At 66.2% G+C, this 22,770-nt stretch carries 24 protein-coding genes; 3 read left to right on the plus strand and 21 right to left on the minus strand.

Annotated elements, in window-relative coordinates:
• Positions 1–2 precede the first annotated feature (2 nt).
• From A7X65_RS35985 to A7X65_RS36020, 8 genes are read right to left on the minus strand one after another with little or no spacing between them, the layout of a single operon-like run.
• The gene (locus A7X65_RS35985) at positions 3–1,124 is read right to left on the minus strand and encodes an NAD(P)/FAD-dependent oxidoreductase (RefSeq protein WP_063694133.1); all 1,122 of its coding nucleotides are present in this window, start codon (positions 1,122–1,124) and stop codon (positions 3–5) included.
• Complete coding sequence (locus A7X65_RS35990; protein WP_063694134.1) at positions 1,121–2,539, minus strand: FAD/NAD(P)-dependent oxidoreductase; 1,419 nt, start codon at positions 2,537–2,539, stop codon at positions 1,121–1,123. The genes A7X65_RS35985 and A7X65_RS35990 overlap by 4 nt, the downstream gene beginning before the upstream one ends.
• The gene (locus A7X65_RS35995) at positions 2,536–2,832 is read right to left on the minus strand and encodes a (2Fe-2S)-binding protein (protein ID WP_063694135.1); all 297 of its coding nucleotides are present in this window, start codon (positions 2,830–2,832) and stop codon (positions 2,536–2,538) included. The genes A7X65_RS35990 and A7X65_RS35995 overlap by 4 nt, the downstream gene beginning before the upstream one ends.
• 26 nt (positions 2,833–2,858) lie before the next feature.
• On the minus strand, positions 2,859–3,995 hold the full coding sequence (locus A7X65_RS36000; RefSeq protein ID WP_063694136.1) for an NAD(P)/FAD-dependent oxidoreductase: 1,137 nt from the start codon (positions 3,993–3,995) through the stop codon (positions 2,859–2,861).
• Between the two features lie 8 nt (positions 3,996–4,003).
• Complete coding sequence (locus A7X65_RS36005) at positions 4,004–4,810, minus strand: ABC transporter permease (RefSeq protein ID WP_063694137.1); 807 nt, start codon at positions 4,808–4,810, stop codon at positions 4,004–4,006.
• Positions 4,807–5,682, minus strand: a complete 876-nt coding sequence (locus tag A7X65_RS36010; RefSeq protein ID WP_063694138.1) for an ABC transporter permease — start codon at positions 5,680–5,682, stop codon at positions 4,807–4,809. Before A7X65_RS36010 ends, A7X65_RS36005 begins: the two co-directional genes overlap by 4 nt.
• On the minus strand, positions 5,679–6,719 hold the full coding sequence (locus A7X65_RS36015) for an ABC transporter ATP-binding protein (RefSeq protein WP_063694139.1): 1,041 nt from the start codon (positions 6,717–6,719) through the stop codon (positions 5,679–5,681). The genes A7X65_RS36010 and A7X65_RS36015 overlap by 4 nt, the downstream gene beginning before the upstream one ends.
• A gap of 23 nt (positions 6,720–6,742) precedes the next feature.
• Positions 6,743–7,780: an ABC transporter substrate-binding protein gene (locus tag A7X65_RS36020; protein ID WP_063694140.1), complete on the minus strand. Its 1,038-nt coding sequence runs from the start codon at positions 7,778–7,780 to the stop codon at positions 6,743–6,745.
• Positions 7,781–8,054: 274 nt separating this feature from the next.
• Here A7X65_RS36020 and A7X65_RS36025 point away from each other — a divergent pair, with 274 nt between their 5' ends.
• Positions 8,055–8,972: a LysR substrate-binding domain-containing protein gene (locus tag A7X65_RS36025; RefSeq protein ID WP_063694141.1), complete on the plus strand. Its 918-nt coding sequence runs from the start codon at positions 8,055–8,057 to the stop codon at positions 8,970–8,972.
• Here A7X65_RS36025 and A7X65_RS36030 read toward each other — a convergent pair.
• Genes A7X65_RS36030 through A7X65_RS36070 form a run of 9 tightly spaced genes read right to left on the minus strand, consistent with a single transcriptional unit; the run spans position 8,962 to position 17,741 of the window.
• Positions 8,962–10,335: an amidohydrolase family protein gene (locus tag A7X65_RS36030; RefSeq protein WP_063694142.1), complete on the minus strand. Its 1,374-nt coding sequence runs from the start codon at positions 10,333–10,335 to the stop codon at positions 8,962–8,964. The genes A7X65_RS36025 and A7X65_RS36030 overlap by 11 nt on opposite strands.
• A complete protein-coding gene (locus A7X65_RS36035; RefSeq protein WP_063694143.1) occupies positions 10,332–11,915 on the minus strand; it encodes an ABC transporter substrate-binding protein in 1,584 nt (527 codons plus the stop codon). The genes A7X65_RS36030 and A7X65_RS36035 overlap by 4 nt, the downstream gene beginning before the upstream one ends.
• A 20-nt stretch (positions 11,916–11,935) precedes the next feature.
• On the minus strand, positions 11,936–12,592 hold the full coding sequence (locus tag A7X65_RS36040; RefSeq protein WP_063694144.1) for an aspartate/glutamate racemase family protein: 657 nt from the start codon (positions 12,590–12,592) through the stop codon (positions 11,936–11,938).
• Between the two features lie 8 nt (positions 12,593–12,600).
• Positions 12,601–13,485, minus strand: coding sequence for a polysaccharide deacetylase family protein (locus tag A7X65_RS36045; protein WP_063694145.1), 885 nt, complete (start codon positions 13,483–13,485; stop codon positions 12,601–12,603).
• Positions 13,472–14,287 (minus strand): ABC transporter substrate-binding protein, encoded by an 816-nt coding sequence (locus A7X65_RS36050; RefSeq protein WP_063694146.1) that lies wholly within the window; start codon positions 14,285–14,287, stop codon positions 13,472–13,474. The genes A7X65_RS36045 and A7X65_RS36050 overlap by 14 nt, the downstream gene beginning before the upstream one ends.
• Before the next feature lie 15 nt (positions 14,288–14,302).
• Positions 14,303–15,067, minus strand: coding sequence for an amino acid ABC transporter ATP-binding protein (locus A7X65_RS36055; RefSeq protein ID WP_063694147.1), 765 nt, complete (start codon positions 15,065–15,067; stop codon positions 14,303–14,305).
• A complete protein-coding gene (locus A7X65_RS36060; RefSeq protein ID WP_063694148.1) occupies positions 15,064–15,921 on the minus strand; it encodes an amino acid ABC transporter permease in 858 nt (285 codons plus the stop codon). Before A7X65_RS36060 ends, A7X65_RS36055 begins: the two co-directional genes overlap by 4 nt.
• Positions 15,918–16,745 (minus strand): ABC transporter substrate-binding protein, encoded by an 828-nt coding sequence (locus tag A7X65_RS36065; protein WP_063694149.1) that lies wholly within the window; start codon positions 16,743–16,745, stop codon positions 15,918–15,920. The genes A7X65_RS36060 and A7X65_RS36065 overlap by 4 nt, the downstream gene beginning before the upstream one ends.
• Positions 16,746–16,784: 39 nt before the next feature.
• Positions 16,785–17,741, minus strand: coding sequence for an N-carbamoyl-D-amino-acid hydrolase (locus tag A7X65_RS36070; protein ID WP_082885185.1), 957 nt, complete (start codon positions 17,739–17,741; stop codon positions 16,785–16,787).
• A 151-nt stretch (positions 17,742–17,892) separates the two neighbouring features.
• On the opposite strand from A7X65_RS36070, the gene A7X65_RS36075 reads away from it, so the two are divergent.
• The gene (locus A7X65_RS36075; protein WP_063694151.1) at positions 17,893–18,819 is read left to right on the plus strand and encodes a LysR family transcriptional regulator; all 927 of its coding nucleotides are present in this window, start codon (positions 17,893–17,895) and stop codon (positions 18,817–18,819) included.
• Positions 18,820–18,847: 28 nt separating this feature from the next.
• Complete coding sequence (locus A7X65_RS36080) at positions 18,848–19,561, plus strand: type 1 glutamine amidotransferase (RefSeq protein ID WP_063694152.1); 714 nt, start codon at positions 18,848–18,850, stop codon at positions 19,559–19,561.
• A gap of 207 nt (positions 19,562–19,768) precedes the next feature.
• Here A7X65_RS36080 and A7X65_RS36085 read toward each other — a convergent pair whose 3' ends face one another.
• From A7X65_RS36085 to A7X65_RS36100, 4 genes are all read right to left on the minus strand, one after another.
• Positions 19,769–20,236 (minus strand): nuclear transport factor 2 family protein, encoded by a 468-nt coding sequence (locus A7X65_RS36085; protein WP_063694153.1) that lies wholly within the window; start codon positions 20,234–20,236, stop codon positions 19,769–19,771.
• A gap of 94 nt (positions 20,237–20,330) precedes the next feature.
• On the minus strand, positions 20,331–20,780 hold the full coding sequence (ybgC, locus tag A7X65_RS36090) for a tol-pal system-associated acyl-CoA thioesterase (protein WP_167358332.1): 450 nt from the start codon (positions 20,778–20,780) through the stop codon (positions 20,331–20,333).
• 67 nt (positions 20,781–20,847) lie between these two features.
• Positions 20,848–21,765, minus strand: a complete 918-nt coding sequence (locus tag A7X65_RS36095; RefSeq protein ID WP_063694154.1) for a metallophosphoesterase — start codon at positions 21,763–21,765, stop codon at positions 20,848–20,850.
• Between the two features lie 105 nt (positions 21,766–21,870).
• The gene (locus tag A7X65_RS36100; protein ID WP_063694155.1) at positions 21,871–22,740 is read right to left on the minus strand and encodes a DUF6869 domain-containing protein; all 870 of its coding nucleotides are present in this window, start codon (positions 22,738–22,740) and stop codon (positions 21,871–21,873) included.
• Positions 22,741–22,770 lie beyond the last annotated feature (30 nt).

Raw genomic sequence — 22,770 nt, forward strand, 5'->3', positions numbered from 1 at the left:
TCTTAGAGCGTGGAGGGATGGAAGCGGTCGATGCCGAGATCGCTGACGCGGGTCTGGGTGCCGCCATTGACGATCAGCTCCGCCATGACGGCGCCGGCGCCGGGACCGAGCTGGAAGCCGTGCAGCGAGAAGCCGAACTGGTGATAGAGCCCCTTGTGACGGCTGCTCGGGCCGAACACGGGGATGTCGTCCTTCATCTTCGCCTCAATGCCGGCCCAGGCACGGACGATGGTCGCGCTGCGCATCACCGGGAACAGCTCGAACACGGTCTGCGCGCTGGTCGCAAGGCTCTTCCAGTCCAGCACCGTCTCGTTGCGGTCCTGGTAGGGCGTCGCCAGATGGCCGCCGCCGATCAGCACGGTGCCGTTCTTGAACTGCTTGAAGGACAGCTTTCGCCCGCGCAGGATCACGACGGGGTCGATGAAGTGCGGCACGCGCGAGGTGATCATCAGCATCGGCGCCACGGTCTCGACCGGCACCGGCTCGCCGAGATCAGAGGCGATTTTGCCGGCCCACGCGCCGGCCGCATTAACCAGCACCGGCGCGGCAAAGCTCTCCGACCCGACATCGACATGCCAGAGGCCGCCGCTGTAGCGGATGTTGGTGGCCGCCACGCCTTCGCGCACGGTCGCACCGAGCTGCTGGGCCTTGCGGCGGAACGCCGTCGTCGTCTGCGCCGGATTGGCTGCGCCGTCGCGCCGTGACACCACGCCGCCGGGGCACGTCTCGGCCACCGCGGGCACCAGCCGTCGCAACTCAGCAGCGTCGATCAGCTCCTCATGGGTGAAACCGAGCGCATTGAGCTCGGCGACGCGAGCGCGGCAGACCGCAAGCTCCTCTTCGTTTTCCGCGACGAGGACCTGGCCGTAGCTCTCAAAGCTGCAATCGTCGTCGAGGAGATCGTTGATCTTCTCCCAGATGCCCATCGAGCGGATCGAGAGCGGGATCTCCGGAATGTGCCGTGCGAGCTGGCGCACGCCGCCGGCATTGACGCCGGAGGCGTGGCGGCCGGCATAGTCCTTCTCGATCAGCACCGGCTTCAGGCCGGCGAGACACAGATGCAGCGTGGTCGAGCATCCGTGGATGCCGCCGCCGACGACGATCGCATCCACGTTTTGGCTCATCCGCGCACCACGGCCTTCACGTCGGCCTCGCTCTTGGGAACGGCGGCGAGCTCGGCCAGCGTGATCGGCTTCACCGGCGCGCGCAGCCGGTAGTAACCGATTTCCTGCGGAGTCTTGCCGCGCGCCTGCGCCATCAGCTCGGTGACGGTGAGGCCGCAGAGCCGGCCCTGGCACGGACCCATGCCGGTGCGACGATAGGCCTTGAGCTGGTTCGGCCCGGTGGCGCCGATCGCGACGGAATCGAGCACGTCCTTTGCGGTGACCTCCTCGCAGCGGCAGACGATCGTGTCGCCCGAGGGAATGCGGAACTGCGGCGCGGGACGGAACAGCGTGTCGAGGAACAGGCGTCCGCGCTCGGCCTTGGCAAGATCGGAGCGGAGCGTCGCCATCGGCGCGAGCTTCGCCGCAGCCGCGGGCGCCAGCGCTTCCACCGCGGCGCGCGCGGCAATGCGACCGCGGACCACGGCAGCGTTGGCGCCGCCGATACCCGCGCCATCGCCGGCGATTGCGATGCCCGCGACCGATGAGCCACAGCTCGCATCCAGCACTGGCGACCAGCACAATTGCAGATCGTCCCAGCGATGCTCGATGCCCGCGGACATTGCGAGGTTGACGTTGGGCACGACGCCCTGATGCAGCAACAGGAGATCCGCAGGAATGGTGTCGCGCTTGCCGCCGGCGACATAACTGACGCCGGCGAGCTGGCCATCACCGGAGGCCGCAAGCTCGGTAACGCCCGAAACGACCTGCACCTTCGCCTTCACCTCGCGCATCATCGACAGGCCCTTGGCAAAATAGGGCGAGGTCAGGAAGGCGAAGGCATGCGGCAGCGCCGCGAAGTAATTGCCGCGTTCGGTGGTGTCGAGGATGCGGTCGATACGGCCGCCGAGGCGGAGTATCTGCGCGGCCAGCAGCCAGAGTAGCGGCCCCTGCCCCGCGATGACAGTGCGGCCATCAGGCACCAGCGCCGATGACTTCAGCATGGTCTGCGCCGCACCCGCGGTCATCACGCCCGGCAGCGTCCAGCCGGGAATCGGGAACGGTCGCTCCAGCGCGCCGGTCGCGAGGATCACACGCTTCGCCTTGACGAAGGCCGAGGCGCCGCCGATGGACACGGCGATGTCGAGATTGCGGTCGAGGCTCCAGACCGTCGCACGGTGAATGACCTCGGCATTGCTCGCGCGCAGCGCCTGCACGAGATCGGCGCCGACCCAATAGTCCGCGCCGAGCTGATTGCGATCGGTCACGGGTGTAGAAGAGATGGCGCGGAAGACCTGGCCGCCGGGACCGATGTTCTCGTCGAGCAGCAGCGTGGAGAGACCGGCTTCGGCTGAGGTCGCGGCAGCAGCAAGGCCGGCCGGGCCGGCACCGATCACCACGACGTCATAGTCTTCGCGTTTGGGAGCCACAGTCATCTTCCGATCTCCCGCTTGCCCTTCTGGATCTCGACCTGCATGCCCTCGGCGACCGGCACGAGGCAGCCCTGGCGATTGCCGACGCCGTCAATGGTGACGAGACAGTCGAAGCACACGCCCATCATGCAATAGGGCAGACGCGGCGCGCCGCTCACTGCGGTGGAGCGCCGCGCGTCAACGCCGGACGCCAGCAGCGCGGCGGAAACGGTGTCGCCCTGGCGCGCCGCGACGGCAACGCCGTCGACGAAGATCTGCACCTGCGGACGTTTGTCCTGTTCGGATCGTCTAAACATGGGATGCCCCTTGGCTCCTTGAATCTCTAGTAGCCGCTGTTGTTCGCAGCACCGGCGGCGCCAAAACGGCTGGCCGAGAACGCGCCGACCAGCTCGGGCTCGAGCGCGCCCTGCGCCACCATGCGCGCGATTTCGAACGCGTGGTTCGAGGCCAGCGTCACGCCGGAATGGCAGCAGGCGACGAAGGCGCCGGGATGCGTCTCCGACTGGTCGTAGATTGGAAAGCCGTCCTGCGGCATGACGCGGATACCGGACCAGCTCCTGACCACGTTGAGCCGCGCCAGATGCGGAAACATGCGCTGCGCGCGATCGGCCATGACGCCGCTGATCGAGGGCTTCAGGGTGCGATCGTCGAGCTCGTCTTCCTTGCTGTCGCCGATCATGACCGTGCCCTCGTCGGTCTGGCGGATCGTGGTCAGCGGATGCGGCAGGAACGGCATGGTGCGCTCGGTCACCACGACCTGGCCGCGGGTCGGGCCCATCGGCGCGTAGAGGCCGACCATCGGCGCCAGCGTCTGGTTGGCATTGCCGGCGGCCAGCACGATCTTGGCGGCACGAAGCTCGCCCTTCGGCGTGGTCAGGCGGAATTCGCCGCCGCTCTTGCTGATCGCCGAGACCGGACGCTCCGGAAAATAGTCGATGCCGAATGCCTTGAAGCCGGTGTGGAAGGCGCGGAACGTGCGCAGTGAATTGACGTGGCCGTCGAGCGGGCAATAGCTGCCGCCGGATACTTCGGGCCCGATCAGCGGCAGCGCCTTCTTCACTTCCGACGGCCGCAGCATCTCCATCTTGTAGTCGGCCGCACCGGCCTGATTGTGCATGCGCTTGACGAGCTCGGTGCGCTGGCCGAATTCGCCCTCGCCGAGGGTGAGGTGAAAGCCGCCGTTCTGCTGCAGGGCGACGTCGAGGCCGGTCTGCTGCTTCAGCTCGGAGGCAAGCCGGCCCCACGCCTGCGAGGCCTGCACGGTCCACACCGTGTAGGCGGGCATGCCGAGCCCCTTGCTCTGCACCCAGACCAGCGCGAAATTCGCGCGCGAAGCGCGCTTGGTGATGTCGCCTTCGTCGAGCACGGCGACCTTCTTGCCGAGGCGGCCGAGGCCCCAGGCAATCGCGGAGCCGAGCAGTCCGCCGCCGACGACGGCGACGTCATAATCTCCTGACATAGGTTCTCCTATCGCCCCGCGTCGCCCTTGCCGGCGAGCACGCGGTCGAGCCCGTAGAAGCGGTCGAGCAGAATGAGGGCGGTCATGGTGATCGCGATCACGCAGGCCGAGACCGACGTCACCAGCGGATCGATGTTGTCCTGGATATAAAGGAACATGCGTACCGGCAACGTCTCGGTGCCGGGGGCCGCAAGGAAGACGGTCATGGTGAGATCGTCGAAGGACTGGATGAAGGCGAGCGCCCAGCCGCTGATGACGCCGGGCAGGATCAGCGGCAGCGTCACGCGGCGGAACAGCGTCCAGCCGCCGGCGCCAAGCGAGACCGCGGCCATCTCGACGGTGCGGTCCATGCCGGTTGCCGCCGCCAGCGTCAGGCGCAGCGCGAACGGAAACACGATGATGACATGCGCGATGATCAGCGCGGCAAAGCTGCCACCGAGCCCGGCCGAGGTGAAGAAGCGCAGGAAAGCGATGCCGAGCACGACATGCGGGATCATCAGCGGCGACAGGAACAGCGCCGCCAGCGCATCGCGACCGCGGAAGCGATAGCGCGCGATGGCGAGCGCGGCCGGCACCGCGAACAGGAGCGCAACGAACGAAGACAGCGCGCCGAGGCCGAGACTGACCCAGAAGGCGTGGATGAATTCGGGATAGTTCGCGATGGTCCTGAACCAGCGCAGCGAGAAGCCGTTGGTCGGCAGCGACAGGAAGCCCTCGGGCGTGAAGGCGACGAGACAGACCACCAGGATCGGCGCCACCATGACGATGACGAAGATGGTGTGGAAGATCAGCGCAAGCGGGCCGTTCCGGCTCATCGGAACACCTCCGCGTAGCGCCGCTCGATCAGCGCGTTGCTGCCGACGACGATCAGGACAAGGGCGACCAGCAGCAGCGTCGCGACGGCGGCGCCCAGCGGCCAGTTCAGCGTGTTGAGGAACTCGTCATAGGCGAGCGTCGCCGCGACCTTGAGCCGGCGGCCGCCGATGATCGCAGGCGTCGCAAAGGCGCTGGCCGAGAGCGAGAACACGATGATCGCGCCCGACAGCACGCCCGGCATGATCTGCGGCACGATGATGCGGCGGATGATGGTTGCGGGCCCCGCGCCGAGCGACATCGCGGCATTCTCGATCTGCGGATCGAGCCGCTGCAGCGCCGCCCACACCGACAACACCATGAACGGCATCATGACGTGCGCGAGCGCGACGACCATGCCGGTTTCGGTGAACATGAAGGGGATGGGGTAGCGCATCACGCCGAGCGACATCAGCAGCTTGTTGACGAGGCCGTTGTTGCCGCCGAACAGCAGCGCCCAGCCGAGCGTGCGCGCGACGACCGAGATCAAGAGCGGGCCGAGGATCACCAGAAGGAAAAAACTCTTCCAGCGGCCGCTCATGCGGTTGAGGATGTAGGCTTCGGGCGCGCCCAGCAACGCGGTGAGCAGCGTGGTCAGGATCGCGATCCGAAACGTCCGCCAGAACATCTCGGCGTAATAGGGATCGGTCGCGATCTCGTGCCAGTTCTTGAGGATGAAGACGGGCTCGATGCCCTTGTACTGGCCCCAATCGTGGAACGACAGCATCACCGTCATCGCCAGCGGAATCAGCAGCACGCCGACGAACAGCATCAAGGCGGGCGCCGTCAGCGCCCACGGCGCACGCGCGCTGCGCTCCTCGGCGGCCATGCTCATGCGACGGCCCTCGCGCGCACGCTCATGTCCTCGGGCCGCCAGGCGAGACGAACCGCATCACCTTCGGCCGGCTGCGCCTGTCCGTCGTTCTGGCGGATCACGATCGCCGGGCCGCATTCGCTGTCGCACTGGAACAGCCAGTGATTGCCCTGGAAGATGCGGGTGACGATTTTTGCGCTGAGGCCGGCGTCGCCGAAGCCAATGCGCTCAGGGCGAATGCTGACGGTCACGGCGCCGTTCAGGCCAGCCGGCGCCGGCGCACTCCAGGAGCCGGCCACCAGCCGTGCCGGCGTCGCGGTCCGATCGATCGCGCCGGCAAAGTCGTTGGTCTTGCCGAGGAATTGCGAGACGAAGGCCGAGGCCGGCCGTTCATACGTCTCCTGCGGCGTGCCGATCTGTTCGATCTTGCCCTGGCTCATCACCACGATGCGGTCCGACAGCGACATCGCCTCGCTCTGGTCGTGGGTGACGAGGATCGTGGTGGTGCCGATGGTGCGCTGGATCTGGCGCAGCTCGATCTGCATCTCCTCGCGCAGCTTGGCGTCGAGGTTCGACAGCGGCTCGTCGAGCAGGAGCACGCTCGGCTTGATCACCAGCGCCCGCGCCAGCGCCACGCGCTGCTGCTGGCCGCCGGACATGCGGCGCGGATGGCGGTCCTCGTAGCCGGCGAGACCCACCATCGCGAGCGCGGCACGGACGCGCTCGGCACGTTCGCCGCGCGCCACGTTGCGCATTTCCAGGCCGAAGGCGACGTTCTCCGCCGCCGTCATGTGCGGAAACAGCGCATAGCTCTGGAACACGATCCCAAGCCCGCGCTTGGCCGGATGAATCGCGGTCAGGTCCTTGCCCTCGAGGCGGATCGCGCCGCGGGTGGGATCGAGGAAGCCCGCGATCATCTGCAGCGTCGTGGTCTTGCCGCAGCCGGACGGGCCAAGGAAGGAGATGAACTCCCCCTTCCCCACCGACAGGCTGAAGTCGTCGACCACAGTCTGCGCGCCGAACTGTTTTGCGACCCGGTCGAGCTCGAGATAGGCCATGACGCTGTCTCCGCTGCGACCGATCAGCGTTCGACCTCGCGATTCCAGCGCTTGGTCCACTCCTCGCGCTTCTCGTTGATGACGGTCCAGTCCGGATTGTAGAGCTTCGCCGCGCGCTCGCCGATCGGCGCCATCTTGCCGAGCTCCGGCGGGATCACCAGCGATTTCAGCACCGGGCCGTAACCATAGTCCTTCAGCATGACGAGCTGGATCTTCGGGTCGAGCAGCATCTTCACGAAGCTCGAGGCCAGCGGCGAAGCGTTCGGCTTGGTGATCGGACAGGCCGTCGTCAGCAGCGTCGCCGCGCCTTCCTTCGGATAGACGAAGTCGACCGGGAAACCGGTATTGGCAAAGCTCTGCACGCGGCCGGTGCCCCACACCGCGATCACCGCCTGGCCGGACTGGAACAGCTCGGTCATCTTGCCCGGCGACGGCTCATAGGCGAGCACGTTCGGATTGATCTGTTCCTTGAAGATCTTGAAGCCGGAATCGACGTTGGTCTCGCCGCCGCCGTTCATCTTCGACAGCATCACCAGCGCTTCGAGGCCGTACGTATTGTTGATCGGCGGGATCACGAGCTGCTTGGCGTATTTCGTGTCCTTCAGGTCGTTCCACGAGGTCGGCGGCGCCCAGCCTTTCTCCTTGAACACCTTGGTGTTGTACATCAGGCCCGTGGCGACAATGCCGATCGCAACGGCGCGATCGTCCTTGAAGCGCGCGGTAGTGTAGAGATCGGCCTCCGGCAGTCCCTCGAGCTTGCCGCAGAAGCCAAGCTGGATCGCCTGATACATCGGGCCGTCGTCGACGATGGCGACGTCGATCTGCTGGTTGCCCTTCTGCGCCTGAAGCTTCGCCAACGTGTCGGTGGAGTTGCCGGCGACGTACTCGACCTTGACGCCGTTCTCCTTCTCGAAGGCCGGGATCACCTCGTCACGGATCGTCTTCTCGAACGAGCCGCCGTAGCCGGCGACATAGAGCGTCTTTTGCTGGGCCGAGGCGACCGAGGGGACGGCGATGAGCGCTGCAATGCTGACCGCGGTCAGAAGGCGAAAAGTCTTCATGTGGACCGATCTCCAATACCGGAATGAGGTGACGTGCCGACGAGTCTCGCAGGCTGAAGCGCCTGCCGCATTCCCTTCCGCGCCAATCCGCGTCCGATCAGGGCTCCGGCCCCCATTCGGCGGATTTTGGCGCGATCTGGAGGTTTGAACCCCTCCAATCTGCCGAAAAAGCGGGCTGTCTCCAGTCCTGATGAAAAAGATCGCAACGTATACTTCCATCGTCCAATGAATAATGGCACCCTCTGCATGCCAAAATGTTATGGATGAAAAGGGTATGGCGCGGATCAATTCGCGGCAGGTCGAGGCCTTCCGGGCGATGATGCTGACCGGCAGCGTCACCGAAGCGGCCAAGCTCATGGCGGTGACGCAGCCGGCGGTCAGCCGGTTGCTGCGTGACTTCCAGGCGCTGTTGAAGACCGAGCTGTTCGAGCGGCGTGGCACCGGCCTGGTGCCGACCGCGGCGGCGATGGCGCTCTATACCGAAGTGGAGCGTTCCTTTGTCGGCCTCGAACGCATCACCGCCGCAGCAGAGGAAATCCGCGGCCGCCGCACCGGCTCGCTGCGAATTGCGGCGCTGCCTGCACTGTCGAACGGCTATTTGCCGCGCCTCACGGGTCACTTCCTGAAGGAGCGACCGAACCTCAACCTGGCCTTCTTCGGCGTGATCTCGCCGATCGTGGTCGACTGGGTGTTGAACAATCAGTGCGACGTCGGCTTCGCCGAGGTGCCGATCGCACATTCCGGCCTGCCGAGCATGAAATTGCCCGCACCCGCCCGTGTCGCGGTGCTGCCGACAGGTCATCGCCTCACTGAGAAGGAGGTGCTGGAGCCACGCGATTTCGAGGGCGAGACGTTCATCTCGCTGTCGGCGGGGTCGTCGAGCCGGCACCTCGTTGACCAGATCTTCCATCGCCACGATGTCCGCCGCGTGCTGCGGGTGGAGACCGCGCTATCCGAGATCATGTGCGGAATGGTGTCGTCAGGGCTCGGCGTCGCGATCTGCGATCCCTTCACCGCGCAGGAATTCTCGACCCGCGGCGTCGTCGTGCGCCGATTCCTGCCGCGCATCGACTTCGAATTCTCCGCCGTCTTTCCGGCGCAGCGCAGTCCTTCGCCGGTGGCGCTGGATCTCGTCGAGACCATGCGCAAATCGCTCGCCGCATTCGACGAGGAGCCGACGCTCAGCCGTTGAACGCCGCCTGCGCCTCCGGCAGGTCCCAGATCTTGCCGATCGCGGCGCTGCCGGCTGCGGTGATCGCCGCTTCGTCCGCACCGAGATAGCGCCCCTCATCGACCAGCACGCGTCCGTCGACCACGACCTGGTCGATGTTGGCGCGGTTGGCGAGCGCGATCAGGGCGCGGCGCGGGTCGAACAGCGGCTGGAGATGCGGATGGGTGAGATCGACCACGGTGAGATCGGCGGTCGCACCCGGCTCGATACGGCCGAGATCCGGACGCTTGATGACATCGGCCGCAATGGCCGTGTTCGCCTCGATCAATTCGGGTGAGTTCGCGACGTCGGGGCGCGCCGAAGTAACCTTGGAGATCAGCGAGGCCGCGTTGAGCTCGCCGAGCAGATCCATGTTGTAGCCATCGGTGCCGACGACGGTGCGGACGCCGTGCTCGGCGAACCGGCTGAACGCCGCGGTGACGCCGGCGCGCGCGAACACGCGCGGGCAATTGAGCACGGTCATGCCGCGCGCGGCCATCAGCTTGAGATCGTCATCACTGCTGAACATGCAATGCGCCGCCATGAGATCCGGCGCGAGCAGGCCGAGCCAATCCAGATACTCTGCCGGCGTGCGGCCGCCATAGCGCTTGCCGATGGTCTCGACCTCGGCGCGGCTCTGCGCCATGTGCGTCGTGATGGGCACGCCGAGCTCGCGCGCCCGCGTGGCGCAGGCTTTGAGCAGATCAGGGCCGCAGGTGTCGGTGGCATGCGGGCTCATGGCGAGGCTGATGCGGCCGTCGCCGCGATTATTCCAGCGCTGATAGAGCGCATCCCACGTCGCCATGTCGGCGGCGCCGTCGTCGCCGGAATAGCGCACCACGCCGTCCGGACCAGCCTTGGCATCGGAGGTCGAGAACAGATAGGGCGCGCCGTAGAAGCGGATGCCCATCTCTTCCGCCGCGTCGAACATTTCGGGGATCGAATTGCGGAACGGCTCCATCACCGTGGTGGCACCGCCCTTGAGGAGCTGGAGGATGCCGAGCCGCGCGACGGCCATGCGCTCCTCCGCCGACAGGATGTCGGCGCCACGCTTGGTCAGCGGCAGCAGCACCGTGTAGACGATGCTCTGGTTGTTCTTGCGGCCGTTGCCGTCCTCGGTGTGGCTGCGCGCCACCGCCTCCGAGAAGCAGTGATTGTGCAGGTTCAGAAGGCCCGGCAGCACGAAGCGGCCGGGACGATCATAGACCGCGTCGGCGCGCGGCTTGTCGCGCGTGACGGCCGCGATCCGCTTGCCTTCGACCAGGACCCAATGGTCGCGCAGTACGTCCTGCGCGCCGTCTTTGCGTGACAGCACATAGCTGCCGAAGATTGCTGTGGTGCTCATGCGGGGCGTACGTTCCAGAACACGGCGGTGCCGTCGAGAATGCCGGTGATGGCTTTGCGATAGGCGGTCGGCTGCTTGTACAGGCCGATCGGAATATACGGGATTTCCTCGAACGCGACCGCCTGGATCTCGCGGCAGATGCGCTGCTGCTCGGCAAGCTCGGAGGCCGCCAGCCACTGGCTGCGCAACTCGCCCATCTTCGTGCTCGCGTACCAGCCGGCGACCTTGCCCTCGCCGCGGATATTGGTGTTGCCGGCCGGGTTGAGCCAGTCGATGCCCTGCCAGTTGCCGACCGCCGCGCTCCAGCCCCCCTGCCCGATCGGGTCCTTCTTGAGCTGGCGCTGCAGCACCACCGCGAAATCGAGCCCGGCATATTCGACGTTCATGCCGGCCTTGCGGAGGCTGTCGACCGCGATCTCGCCGAGCGGCTTCTGCGCCAGCGAGTTGGTGGGGACGAGCAGCACGATCTTCTCGCCGTTGTAGCCGGCGGCCTTCAGGTCAGCCTTGACCTTGTCGTAGTTGCGCGGGCCGCGGAACACGTCGAGGCCGACGTCGCTCGCCATCGGCGTCCCCGGCGCGAAATAGCCGATCGGCGAGACCTGGAAAGCCGGATCGACACCGGCGACGGCCGTCATGAACGAGGACTGATCGATCGCACCCAGGAGCGCGCGGCGGATGGCGGGATTGTCGAACGGCGGCTGCAGATGATTGAGGCGCAGCATGCAGGCATAGCCTCTGGGGTCGAGGACGCGCGTCTCGATGTCGCCGGCCGCCTTGATCACCGGCAAGAGATCGTGCGGCGTGGTCTCCTGCCAGTCCTGCTCGCCGGTCTGGAGCGCGGCGACGCCGGTGCCGGCATCGGGCGTGGTGGTCCAGACCACGCGGTCGTAATGCACGATCTTCGGCCCGGCCGTCCAATCCGGCTTGCCGTCGGTGCGCGGCTGGTAGCGCTCGAATTTTGCGTAGGCGTTGCGGGCGCCCTGCACGCGCTCGTCGGCGAGATAGCGGAACGGACCGCTGCCGATCACCTCGGTCAGCGGCTTGAACGGGTCCTGGCTGGCGAGCCGCTCCGGCATCATGAAGCAGGCATTAATCGCGGCCTTGCCGAGCGCCTGCGGCAGCAGCGGGAACGGACGCTTGAGACGGAAGCGAATGGTGCGGTCGTCGGCGGCCGACAGCTCAGCAGTTGCCTCGATCAGCTCGCCGCCAAAGCCGTCGCGTGCCGCCCAGCGGCGAATGCTGGCGACGCAGTCGCGGGCCAGCACGCGCTCGCCGTCATGCCAGAACAGGCCGTCGCGCAAGCTGAGGTCCCATTGCAGCCCGTCAGGGGAGATCGTGTGACCCGAGAGCATCTGCGGCGAGACCTGAAGCGATGAGCTCATGCCGTAGAGCGTGTCGTAGACCATGAAGCCATGGTTTCGCGACACTTGGGCCGTGGAATAGATGGGATCGACGAAGGCGAGGTCGATGACGGGGATGAAGCGCAGCGTGGACTGGGATTCAGCACGCACGATGCCCGGCAGCGACAGCGCCGGTACTGCGGCGGCGGCCTTGAGGAGCGAACGGCGGGAGATAGGCATCAGTACGAGCTCCTGAAGGATTACGTGTTCAATAAGACCGCGCCGATCGCGGCCGCCACCGCCTGCTGCGCAGGCTCGACCACGGGCACACCGATCGCATCCGCGATTGCTGCGCGGTGCGAGGCCATGCCGGCGCAGCCCATCACCACCACGTCGGCCCGGCATTGCGTGACCAGCGCGCGGCCGGCGTCGATCAGGCGGCCACGGATATCGGCGCCGGCCGTCTCCGCCGCGCTCGCGCCGACTGACCAGCTTCCGGCATAGCGGCTGTCGACGCCCATCACCCTCGTCATGCGCTGCTGGCGGCGAATGCTCGACGGCGACAGCGCGATGATGCCGAAGCGTTCGCCCAACATCATCGCGCGAAAGATGCCGCATTCGGCGATCCCCATCACGGGACGTCCGCCGGCGGCTTCGCGCACCGCATGCAGACCGGGATCGCTGAAGCAAGCCAGCACGAAGGCATCGGCACCGTCCCGCGACACACGATTGACCAGCGGCATGACGACGCTGTCGGCATCGCGCTGCGAGCTGATGCCCGGCGGCCCCTCGGCGAGACCGACGACCTCGATGTCAGGCCCGCCGGCGATGCGCAGCGGCGCGACCGCATCGTCGATCGCCGCCGTCACCGACGCCGAGGAGTTGGGGTTGATGACGAGGATGCGGGGGCGGGTCATGGCACTGCTCAGCGGTTGCCGGCTTCGTGGCGCAGGAAGTTTTCCGCGATCTTCTCGCCGGTCGTGATCCAGACATCGGGACACGACTTCGCGTAGGTTAGAAATTCGCGGAGCAGCCGCAGCCGCATCGGACGGCCGCTGCATTGCGGATGCAGCACCGTCGTCACCATCGCGCCCCAGTCGCGGACCTCATCCAGCTCGTCCTTCCACATCGAGAGCACGTGCTCCTTGGGGAAGATCGAGCGCGGGCTGAAACGTGCGGACAGGCCGTGCATCCAGTCGTCATAGCTCGCGGTGACCGGCAGCTCGATCGTGCCGGGCTTGCCGTCGGCAAGCCGATGGCGATAGGGCCTGACGTCGTCGCGGAACGAGGACGTGTAGACGATGCCGTGGCGCACCAGCGCGACGCGCAGCTCCTCGGTGAACTCGCCATAGGGCGCGCGATAGCCGGTCGGCTTGACGCCGAGCCGGCGCTTCAGCGCCTCGAAGCCGCGCTCCAGCTCTTCCTCGATCCAGGGATCGCCGGGATCGGGCAAGAGATGATGATAGCCGTGATGGCCGATCTCGTGTCCCGCCTTCAGGATCGATTCGGCCATCGCCGGATGCGCGTCCACCGACCATCCCGTGACGAAGAACGTCGCCTTGAGATCGAGCTGGTCGAGCAGCTCCAGAAGTTTCGGCGTGCCGACGCGCGCCTCAAAGCCGCCATAGCTCATGGTGATGAGCCGCTGCGCGTGCACGGCGTCCTTGCTGGTCCACGCGCTTTCTGCGTCGACGTCGAACGACAGGAACATCGCCGAATTGTACGGCTTCGGCCAGGGATAGTCCGGCGCGGGATCCGCGGTGTTGGCTGGGGTGAGCGGGATGCTCTGGAGTGCCTTACTGTCCAGCATTGATGGTCGCCTTTTCGAGTGCGTTGTCAGTCAGTTTCCACTTGGCAAGCAGGGTCTTGTAGGTGCCGTCCGCGATCAGCGCGTCGACCGCCTCGAGCATGGACTGCTGCAGCGCCTTTTCCTTGACCGGCAGCGCGATGCCGGTGAATTGCTGTGCGATGGGCTCGCCCACGACCGCATAGGTGTTGGGCTCGAGGTCCATGATGTAGGGCAGCGTCTCGTTGCCTTGCGCGGCGGCGTCGATGCGGCCCTGCCGGAGCTGGGTGCGCGCGTCGGCCGAGCCGTCGGTGCCGACGAACTGGATCGGACTGCTGCCGCAGTTCTTCTCGCTCCACGCCGCGATCTGTGCCGGGAACATGGTGCGGCGGCTGGCGCCGACCTTCTTGCCGCACAGCGCCGCCGCGTCCTTGAATTCAGCCTTGCGCGACTGCTGCACGAAGAACTGCGGACCGCTGCGCAAATAATCGACGAAGGTCGCGATCTCGTGCCGGCTGGCATAGTCGGTGAAGCCGGACAGGATGGCATCCACCCGGCCGGTCGAGATCGACGGCATGAACTCGGCAAAGCTGGTCTCGGTCCATTCGATCTTGACGCCGAGCTTGCGGCCGATCGCCTCGCCGAGATCGATGTCGAAGCCGGACAGCGCATTGGTGGCGGGATCGCGGAACTCCATCGGCGGATAGTTCGGCACCAGCGCCACCTTGAGGCTGCCGCGCTTGGCGATATCGGGCGGCAGCTCGATCGCTACCGCCGATGTGCCGATGGCGCCCAGCAACGCCGCCGCAAGCAAAAATCTCTTCATCACCACGCCCCCATGTCAGATCACAGCCGAAAGAAATGCCTTGGTCCGTTCCTCGCGCGGCGTGCCCAGCACGTCCGAGGCGCGGCCCTGCTCGACGATCGCGCCCTGGTCCATGTAGACGACGCGGTCGGCAACCTCGCGCGCGAAGCCCAGCTCATGCGTCACCACCATCATGGTCATGCCGCTCTTCGCCAGCTCCTTCATGACCGCAAGCACCTCGCCGACGAGCTCGGGATCGAGCGCACTGGTCGGCTCGTCGAACAGCATCAGCATCGGCTTCATGGCGAGCGCCCGCGCAATCGCGACGCGCTGCTGCTGGCCGCCGGAGAGCTGCGCGGGATAGGAGTCCGCCTTGGCCGCCAGCCCGACGCGGCGGAGCAGATCGAGCGCTTCGCTGCGCACCTCGTCGGCTTTACGCCCCTGCACCTGGGTCGGACCTTCGGTGATATTCTCCAGCGCGGTCTTGTGCGGAAACAGGTTGAAGCGCTGGAACACCATGCCGGTCTTCAGCCGCTGCCGCCCGATCTCACGCTCGGAGAGACGATGGAGCTTGCCGCCCTGCTCGCGCACGCCGAGCAGCTCGCCGTCGAGCCAGATGCCGCCACTGTCGATCATCGCGAGCTGGTTGATGCAGCGGAGCAGCGTGGTCTTGCCGGAGCCGGAGGCGCCGATCAGGCACATCACCTCGCCGGGCCAAACGTCGAGCGAGACGCTTTTGAGAGCCTGGAACTCGCCAAAGCTCTTGCTGACGGAGCGGATCGCGACGAGGGGCTTTGTCATCGCGCCAGCCGCAATGTGCCGCGGGCAAAGCGGCGTTCGAGCAGCATCTGCAGCGGCGTCAGGATCGAGACGACGAGCAGGTACCAGAGCCCGGCGACGATCAGGAGCTCGATGACGCGCGAGTTGGCGTAATAGATGTTCTCGGCGTTGTGCAGCAGTTCCGGGTATTGGATGACGCTCGCCAGCGACGTCGCCTTCACCATGCCGATGAACTCGTTGCCGAGCGGCGGGATGACAACGCGCATCGCCTGCGGCAGCACGATCCGCCGCAGCGCGCGCAGCCGCCCCATGCCGATCGCCTGCGCCGCTTCATACTGTCCGATATCGACCGACAACATGCCGGCGCGCATCACTTCCGATGTATAGGCGCCCTGGTTGATGCCGAGCCCGAGCAATGCGGCGAGGAACGGCGTCATGACGTCGACGGCCCGCGCGCTCCACAGGCCGGGAATGCCGATGGTCGGAAACACCAGCGCGAGGTTGAACCACAGCAAGAGCTGAAGGATCAGCGGCGTGCCGCGGAACAGCCAGGTGTAGCCGGCGGCGACCGTCTTCAGCACCGGATTGGGCGACAGCCGCATGATCGCAACGACGATGCCGAGCACGATGCCGAGCGTCATCGCCAGCACCGCCATCACCATGGTGTTGACGATGCCTTCGAGAATGACCTTGGCCGTCAGGAACCGGCTGACATAGGACCATTCGATCTGACCGTTCGCGAAGGCGCGGGCGATCGCCGCCAGCACGAGGACGATCAGGGCGGCGCTGATCCAGCGAAACCAGTGCGGCTCGCGCGCGATCCGCATCCCCGACAGATCGGGGAAACCCTCCGCGAGTGCCGGGGCCGGCCTCATTGCGGCGCCGCGTTCAGCATGGGCTTTTCGACCGCATTGGCCCCCAAGCCCCATTTGTCGAGGACGGCCTTGTAGGCGCCGTCGGCGATCATGGCAGCGAGCTTGTCGGTCACCACCTCGCGCAGGGCCGCGTCGTCCTTGCGGAACATGATGCCCTGATAACCCTTCGCAAAGGCTTCGCCGACGATGCGGTATTTGCCCGGCTCCTGCGATTGCGCGTAAGGCAGCGTCTCGCTGCCCTGCACGGCGGCGTCGATGCGGCCCTGCTTGAGCTGGTTGCGGACGTCGATCGAGTTCTCGCCCGGCACGTACTGGATCGCCGGCTTGCCGGCCGCCTCGCAATTCTGCTTGCTCCACTTCTCGATCTCGACCGGGAAGCTGGTGCTGCGGGTGGTGCCGACCTTCTTGCCGCAAAGATCGGTGGCGTCCTTGGCTGAGTTCTCGGCCATCACGAAGAACTGCGGGCCGGTGGCGAGGTAATCGACGAAATCGGCGGTCTCGCGCCGGGAGGCGCGGTCCGAGATGCCGGAAATGATGAAATCGGCGCGTTTGGTCTGGAGCGAGGGAATCAGCTCGGCGAATGGCGTCTCGCTCCAGACGATCTTGAGGCCGCCGAGCCGCTTGGCGAGCTCGTTGGCGAGATCGATGTCGAGCCCGACCAGCTCATTGGTCGCGGGATCGCGATATTCCATCGGCGCGTAGGTCGAATTGACGGTGAGCTTCAGCGTGCCCGCCTGCTTGATCTCCGCCGGAAGCTCGGCTGCCTGCGCCGATGTCACGGCGGCCAAGGCTGTCAACCCAAGGAAATGCGAGAGGCGTGTCATGTCAGCTCCATTGCCAACGCCGCGACCGGCTGTTTGAAATCAATCTGCGTCGAGGACGGCCGGCTCGACGACGCCGGCGCGTTCGGTGATCACCCTGTATTGCTCGGGCCGCCGGTGGGCGGCGAAGTTGAACATCTTGTCCTTGCCCTGGCGGCACATATCGAGATCGATGTCGGCGACGATCACCTCATCGGCCAGCGTCTGCGCTTGTGCGACGATGCGGCCGTTGGGATCGACGATGCAGGAGCCTCCGATCAGCCCGGAGCCGTCCTCCTCGCCCGCCTTCGCCACCGAGATCGCCCAGGTCGCGTTCATGTAGGCATTGGCCTGAGTCACCAGCGTCGAGTGGAAGGTGCGCAAGGCTCCGTCTTCCGTCGTGCCGCCGTTGGGATCGTAGGCCGCAGAGTTGTAGCCGATGCAGACAAGCTCGACGCCCTGCAGGCCCAGCACCCGCCAGGATTCCGGCCAGCGGCGGTCATTGCAGATCATCATGCCCATGATTGCGTGGGCCCAGGCGGAGCCTGCGCGGAAAGCGGGAAAGCCAAGGTCGCCATATTCGAAATAGCGCTTCTCGAGCTGCTGGTAGCGCGCGCCCTCGCGCGGCTCGACCGAACCCGGCAGATGCACCTTGCGATAGCGGCCGAGGATTTCGCCGTCGCGATCGACCAGGACGGCGCAATTGTAGCGGCGGCCGTCCGGCGTCAGCTCGGCATAGCCGACATAGAAGCCGACGCGGAGCGCGCGCGCGCGGTCGAACAGCTTTGCCACCGCGGGGTTCGGCATGCCGCGCTCGAAATACTGGTCGAGCGCCTCGCCTTCCAGCAGCCAGCGCGGGAAGAAGGTGGTGAAGGCGAGCTCGGGAAATACCACGAGACTGGCGCCGCGGCTAGCGGCCTCCTCCAGCATGTCGAGCATCCGCTTCAGCGTATGCTCGCGGCTATCGGCTTTTTGCGTCGGCCCCATCTGGGCGGCGGCGGCGCGAAGGACACGAACCAAGATTGCCTCCAATCTGTGCGCAGTGCTGCCTCAATGGGCGAATGAACCCTTTGATGCGACGTGCAAATCCGCTGCCATTACGCGCAAGCGGGGCTGCAAAATCAATTCGTTCTGCTATGATGTTTTGGCCCAGAGTATAAACGGCAGTGATATGAACCTGCGTCAGCTCGAGATCCTCCGCGCCGTCATCCGCCACCGCACCACGGTGGCGGCGGCGGACGAGCTGGCACTGTCGCAGCCCGCGGTCAGCAACGCGCTGAAGACGATGGAGGCGCAGGCGGGCTTTGCGCTGTTCGAGCGCGTCAACAACCGGCTGTTTCCGACTGCCGAAGCGATGGCGCTCTACAAGGAGAGCGAGGCCATCTTCGCGCTGCACGCCAAGCTCGAGAGCCGCGTGCGCGATCTGCGCGAGAACCGCTCGGGGCATCTCGCCATCGTCGCGACGCCGCCGCTCGCCTACAGCATCATTCCCTCGGCACTCTCAGGCTTCCTGCGCCGCCGCCCGGAGACACGCGTCTTCTTCGACGTGCGGCGCTATGAGGGCATCATCGAGGGCGTGCTCAGCCGCGTCGCCGAACTCGGCTTCGCCCTCGGCCTGACGCATCATCCCGGCATCGCGCACGAGGTGGTGCACACCGGCGAGATGGTGTGCGTGCTGCCGCCGCAGCACCCGCTTGCGGATAGGCCCGTGATCTCGGCCGCGGATCTGTCCGGCCTGCCCTTCATCGGGCTCGAGCGCGGCACGCGGCTTGGCGAAGCCGTGCGCGACAGCTTTGCCCGGGCCGGCGCGCCGTTCCGCCCCACCGTCGAGGTCCGCTACTGCAACACGGCCTGCGTACTTGCCGCTGCCGGTGTCGGCGCTGCGGTGGTCGATCCGTTCTCACCGCGACAGAACGGCGGCAACGGCCTTATCGTGCGGCCGTTCACGCCGACGACGCATGCAGTGGCCTACATGCTCTGGTCGGAAGCCGAGCCGCTGTCGCGCCTCGCCAAGGCGTTCCTCAACGAGGTTCGCAAGGAAAGCGCGCAGCTGGAGCGCACAGCGCCACACCAGCAACATGGGGCAGAAAACAGCTAGGCTTCGCAACCTTTTGACCGGGGGGCACATGGCACGCATCACCATCATCGAGACAGGGCAGGTCCCGCAAAAGTATCGCGAGCAGCACGGCTCGTTCCCGGACATGTTCGCGCGCATGGTCCGCGCTGAGGATCCGACCGCAACGGTCGAGGTCGTCAGCATTCCCAACGGCGACGCGCTTCCCGATCCCGGCAAGCTCGAGGCGGTGCTGATCACCGGTGCGGCCGCCGGCGTCTATGACGGGCTCGACTGGATCGCGCCGCTCGAGGACTTTGTCCGCAAGGCCTACACCAACAAGACCCCGATGGTCGGCGTCTGCTTCGGTCATCAACTGATCGCGCAGGCGCTCGGCGGTACCGTGCGCAAATCCGAGAAGGGCTGGGGCATCGGCCGCCACGTCTACCAGGTGCTGCCGGAGAACGGCGTCGTCGACGGCGAAGCGGTCGCGATCGCCGCCTCGCATCAGGACCAGGTGATCGAGCCGCCAAGCGACGCGCTCACGATCCTCTCGTCGGAATTCACTCCGCATGCCGGCCTGCTCTACGCCAACGGCGCGACGCTGACCGTGCAGCCGCATCCGGAATTCGACGTAGGGTTCGCGGAAGTGTGCTGCGAACTGCGGGACGGCAAGGCGCCGGACGATGTCGTGGCAACCGCGCGCGCGTCGCTGGCGGAGCCGATGGACACCGCGAAGCTCGGTGGGGCGATTACGAGATTTCTGGCAAGGCGCACGGCGACTTAGTTCGCACGCACCATCTGCGAGCCCTCTTCCCTTCTCCCCCTGTGGGAGAAGGTGGCGCGAAGCGCCGGATGAGGGGTATCTCTCCGCGAACTCAAATGCGCGAAGAGCAACCCGCGGAGAGATACCCCTCACCCGTCTCGCCGCTCTGCGGCGAGCCACCCTCTCCCACAAGGGGAGAGGGTGAAGCAGCGCCGCTTGTTGTAAATTCTAGAACGGATCCGTTCCCAGCCCCGGCACATCGGCCGGACGCGGTCCCGGCGCCGGCCAGTGAAACCTGCGGTCCTTCTCCGCGACCATGATGTCGTTGATCGACGCCTCACGTCTCCGCATCAGGCCGTGCTCGTCGAACTCCCACTGCTCGTTACCGTAGGAGCGATACCATTGGCCTTTGCCGTCGTGCCATTCGTACTGGAAGCGCACGGCGATGTGGTTGCCGTCGAAGGCCCAGAGGTCCTTGATCAGACGGTAATCGTGCTCCTTCTCCCATTTGCGGGTGAGGAAGGCGACGATGGCTTCGCGGCCCTGGAACACTTCGGAGCGGTTGCGCCAGCGGCTGTCCTCGGTATAGGCGAGCGAGACTTTCACGGGGTCACGTGAATTCCAGGCGTCCTCGGCCATGCGGGCCTTCTGCGCGGCGGTCTCACGGGTGAAGGGCGGAAGCGGCGGGCGCGACATGATGGCCTCATCGGTTGATCAGGGCCGCAAATCTATCGCCGCACGCGATGGAGTCGATAGGCCAGGGCCCATCGGCCGATCACTTATCGGGCGATCAGGAAATCAAATCGGCTTTCATCAGCGTACGAATTGATTTCGGGATCGGCTGGGCACGGCCGCCGCTGATGAAGGCGACGCGCACCTCGGCCTTCACCAGCACGTCCTCACCGCGCCGCACCTCCTGCGCCAGCATGATGGACGCGCCCTTCACCGCGACCGGCCAGGTCACGACGTCGAGCACGTCGTCCATCCGCGCCGGCTTCAGAAAATCCAGATGCATCGAGCGCACGACGAAGGCAAAGCCGGACCCTTCCGTCTCGGCCTGGTCGAACAGCGCCTGCTGCTCGGCGCCCATCAGCCGGAGATGATTGGTGCGCCCGCGTTCCATGTAGCGCAGATAGTTGGCGTGATAGACGATGCCGGAAAAATCCGTGTCCTCGTAATAGACGCGGACCTGCATATGGTGGCGGCCGTCGCGGATCTCGCCGTCCAGATGGGCAGTCACGTCGTGGGCCTCTTCGCTTGTCGCTGTCGGCCCGTTTTGCGCAAAAACCGCGGCCCGCGCAAGCGTGTTAGGACACAACCGGTGCCCGCCCCAGCGTCACCTCGACGATCTCGGGCGGCACGCCGACGCGGATCGGCATGAGGCTGCAGCCGAGGCCGCCGGAGACGATGAGGTCGCATTTCAGCCGGAAGTGACCATAGGCGAGCCGGAGGCCATGCTGCCGCGAAACGGCCGGCGACCAGCCGAGCAGGCGAACCTGGCCGCCATGGGTGTGGCCGGACAATTGCAGCGCGACGCGCGCGGGCACGCGCGGTGCGATGTTGGGTTCATGCGCAAGCAGGATCACGGGCGCATCGTCGGTGACCTTGGCGAGCGTCGCGGTGAGATCGTCGGCTCCGAAGCGCCCCGTGCTGCGGAAGCGGCGCGCCGGCAGGAAAGCGAGCTGATCGCCGAGACCTGCGAGCCAGAAGGCGCGGCCATCCTTGGTAAGGCGCACGGCATCGTTCTCGTAGACGGGAATGCCGGCCGTCTCCAGCGCGCGGTGCGCGACCGTCGGTCCATGCCCCGCCTGCTGCACGGCTTTGTCGACCCAGTAGTCGTGATTGCCCATGACGGCGTGAACACCGAGCGGCGCCTTCAGCCCCGCCAGCACCCTCGCCCATTCGCTCGACGGAATGAAGCGCGTGACCTGGTGAAGACCGGCGACATAGTCGCCGAGCAGCACGATGAGGTCGGGCTTGAGCGCGTTGGTGCGATCGACGATGTCTTCGATCCGCTCCAGCGACATCCAGGGATCGCAGGCATGGACGTCGGCGATCGCGGCAATCTTCAGCGGAAAATCCGCCGGCCATTGCCGCGGCGTCGGATGATAGCGGGTGACGCGGAGCCGCAGCACCGGCTCGATCCCGACGCCGTAGGCCGCGGTCGAGACGCCGAGGGCGGACAGGCCGCCGACGGAACGGATGAAAAGTCGCCGTGTGATCATGGAAGCCCGGTGGTCATGCAGCTTCTTGATGCGGTCCGATTGGAGCGGAATTGGGGTACGCCCGTGCAGGCCGTCTGCATCTGCGTGCAGAGCCCTGCACAAACCTTACCAGCGGCCTGCACCGACCAGCGCGTCCAGCCGCGTTTTCAGCTCGTCGGACGCCCGATAGTACCAGACGCCGCCGAGCAGATCACGAAACCGTTGGTTGCCGCGCGCCTCGCGCTCGATGCGGTCGATCGTGCCCGCACTGATCACGTCCTCGAGGGGTCCCGCGGCCAGCAGCGCCAGCAGCACCGGATTGGACTCGATCTTTAGGATCTCCAGGATCAGGTCGATCATCCGGTCGGGGTCGTCCTCGCGCAGGTCGCGCTCGAAATCCATGATCGCGAACAGATTGTCGTCCTGGTCGCGCTCGGACCTGGAATATTGCTCGACCCAGGCGCGCGCCAGCGCGGCAACGGACATGCTGGCGCAATCGAGTGGCTCGCGCGGCGTGCGCTGCGCCAGGTGATCGGCCTCCCACCTCTCGCTGTCGGCGATGAGCGCGATGCGCGCCGTCAGGGGGTCGTCGGGTGCCGTATGCACGCCGCCGAGCAGCCAGCGCAGCCGGTCATTGTGCGCGGCTTCGCGCTCGATCCGAGCGATCACCTCCGCGCCGTGCGCATAGAGCAGCGAGAGCAGGAACTTGTCGTTGAGCTGCATCATTGTCGGCTTGTCGCCTTCCGTCTTCAGCACCTCCAGCACGAGATCGAGTGCGCCTTGCGGCAGGCGATGCGGCAGATGGTCGAAATAGAGCTTGATGGCCCAGATGCTGCCGACCTGGTCGCGCCGGCTGACACGCTGAAGCGCGCACCACATTGATGCCAGCTCGCCAAGCGGCAGGGAATCCAGGAATGCCTCGGTCTCGTCAGGCGTACGGAGTTGCGGTGCCGCCGCGACGGCCTCGAGCAATCCGGTATTGTCCGCTGGCGCCATTCCTTCCCACTCCGATCGATGAGCGGCGAT

Source organism: Bradyrhizobium stylosanthis (assembly GCF_001641335.1).
GTDB lineage: Bacteria > Pseudomonadota > Alphaproteobacteria > Rhizobiales > Xanthobacteraceae > Bradyrhizobium > Bradyrhizobium stylosanthis.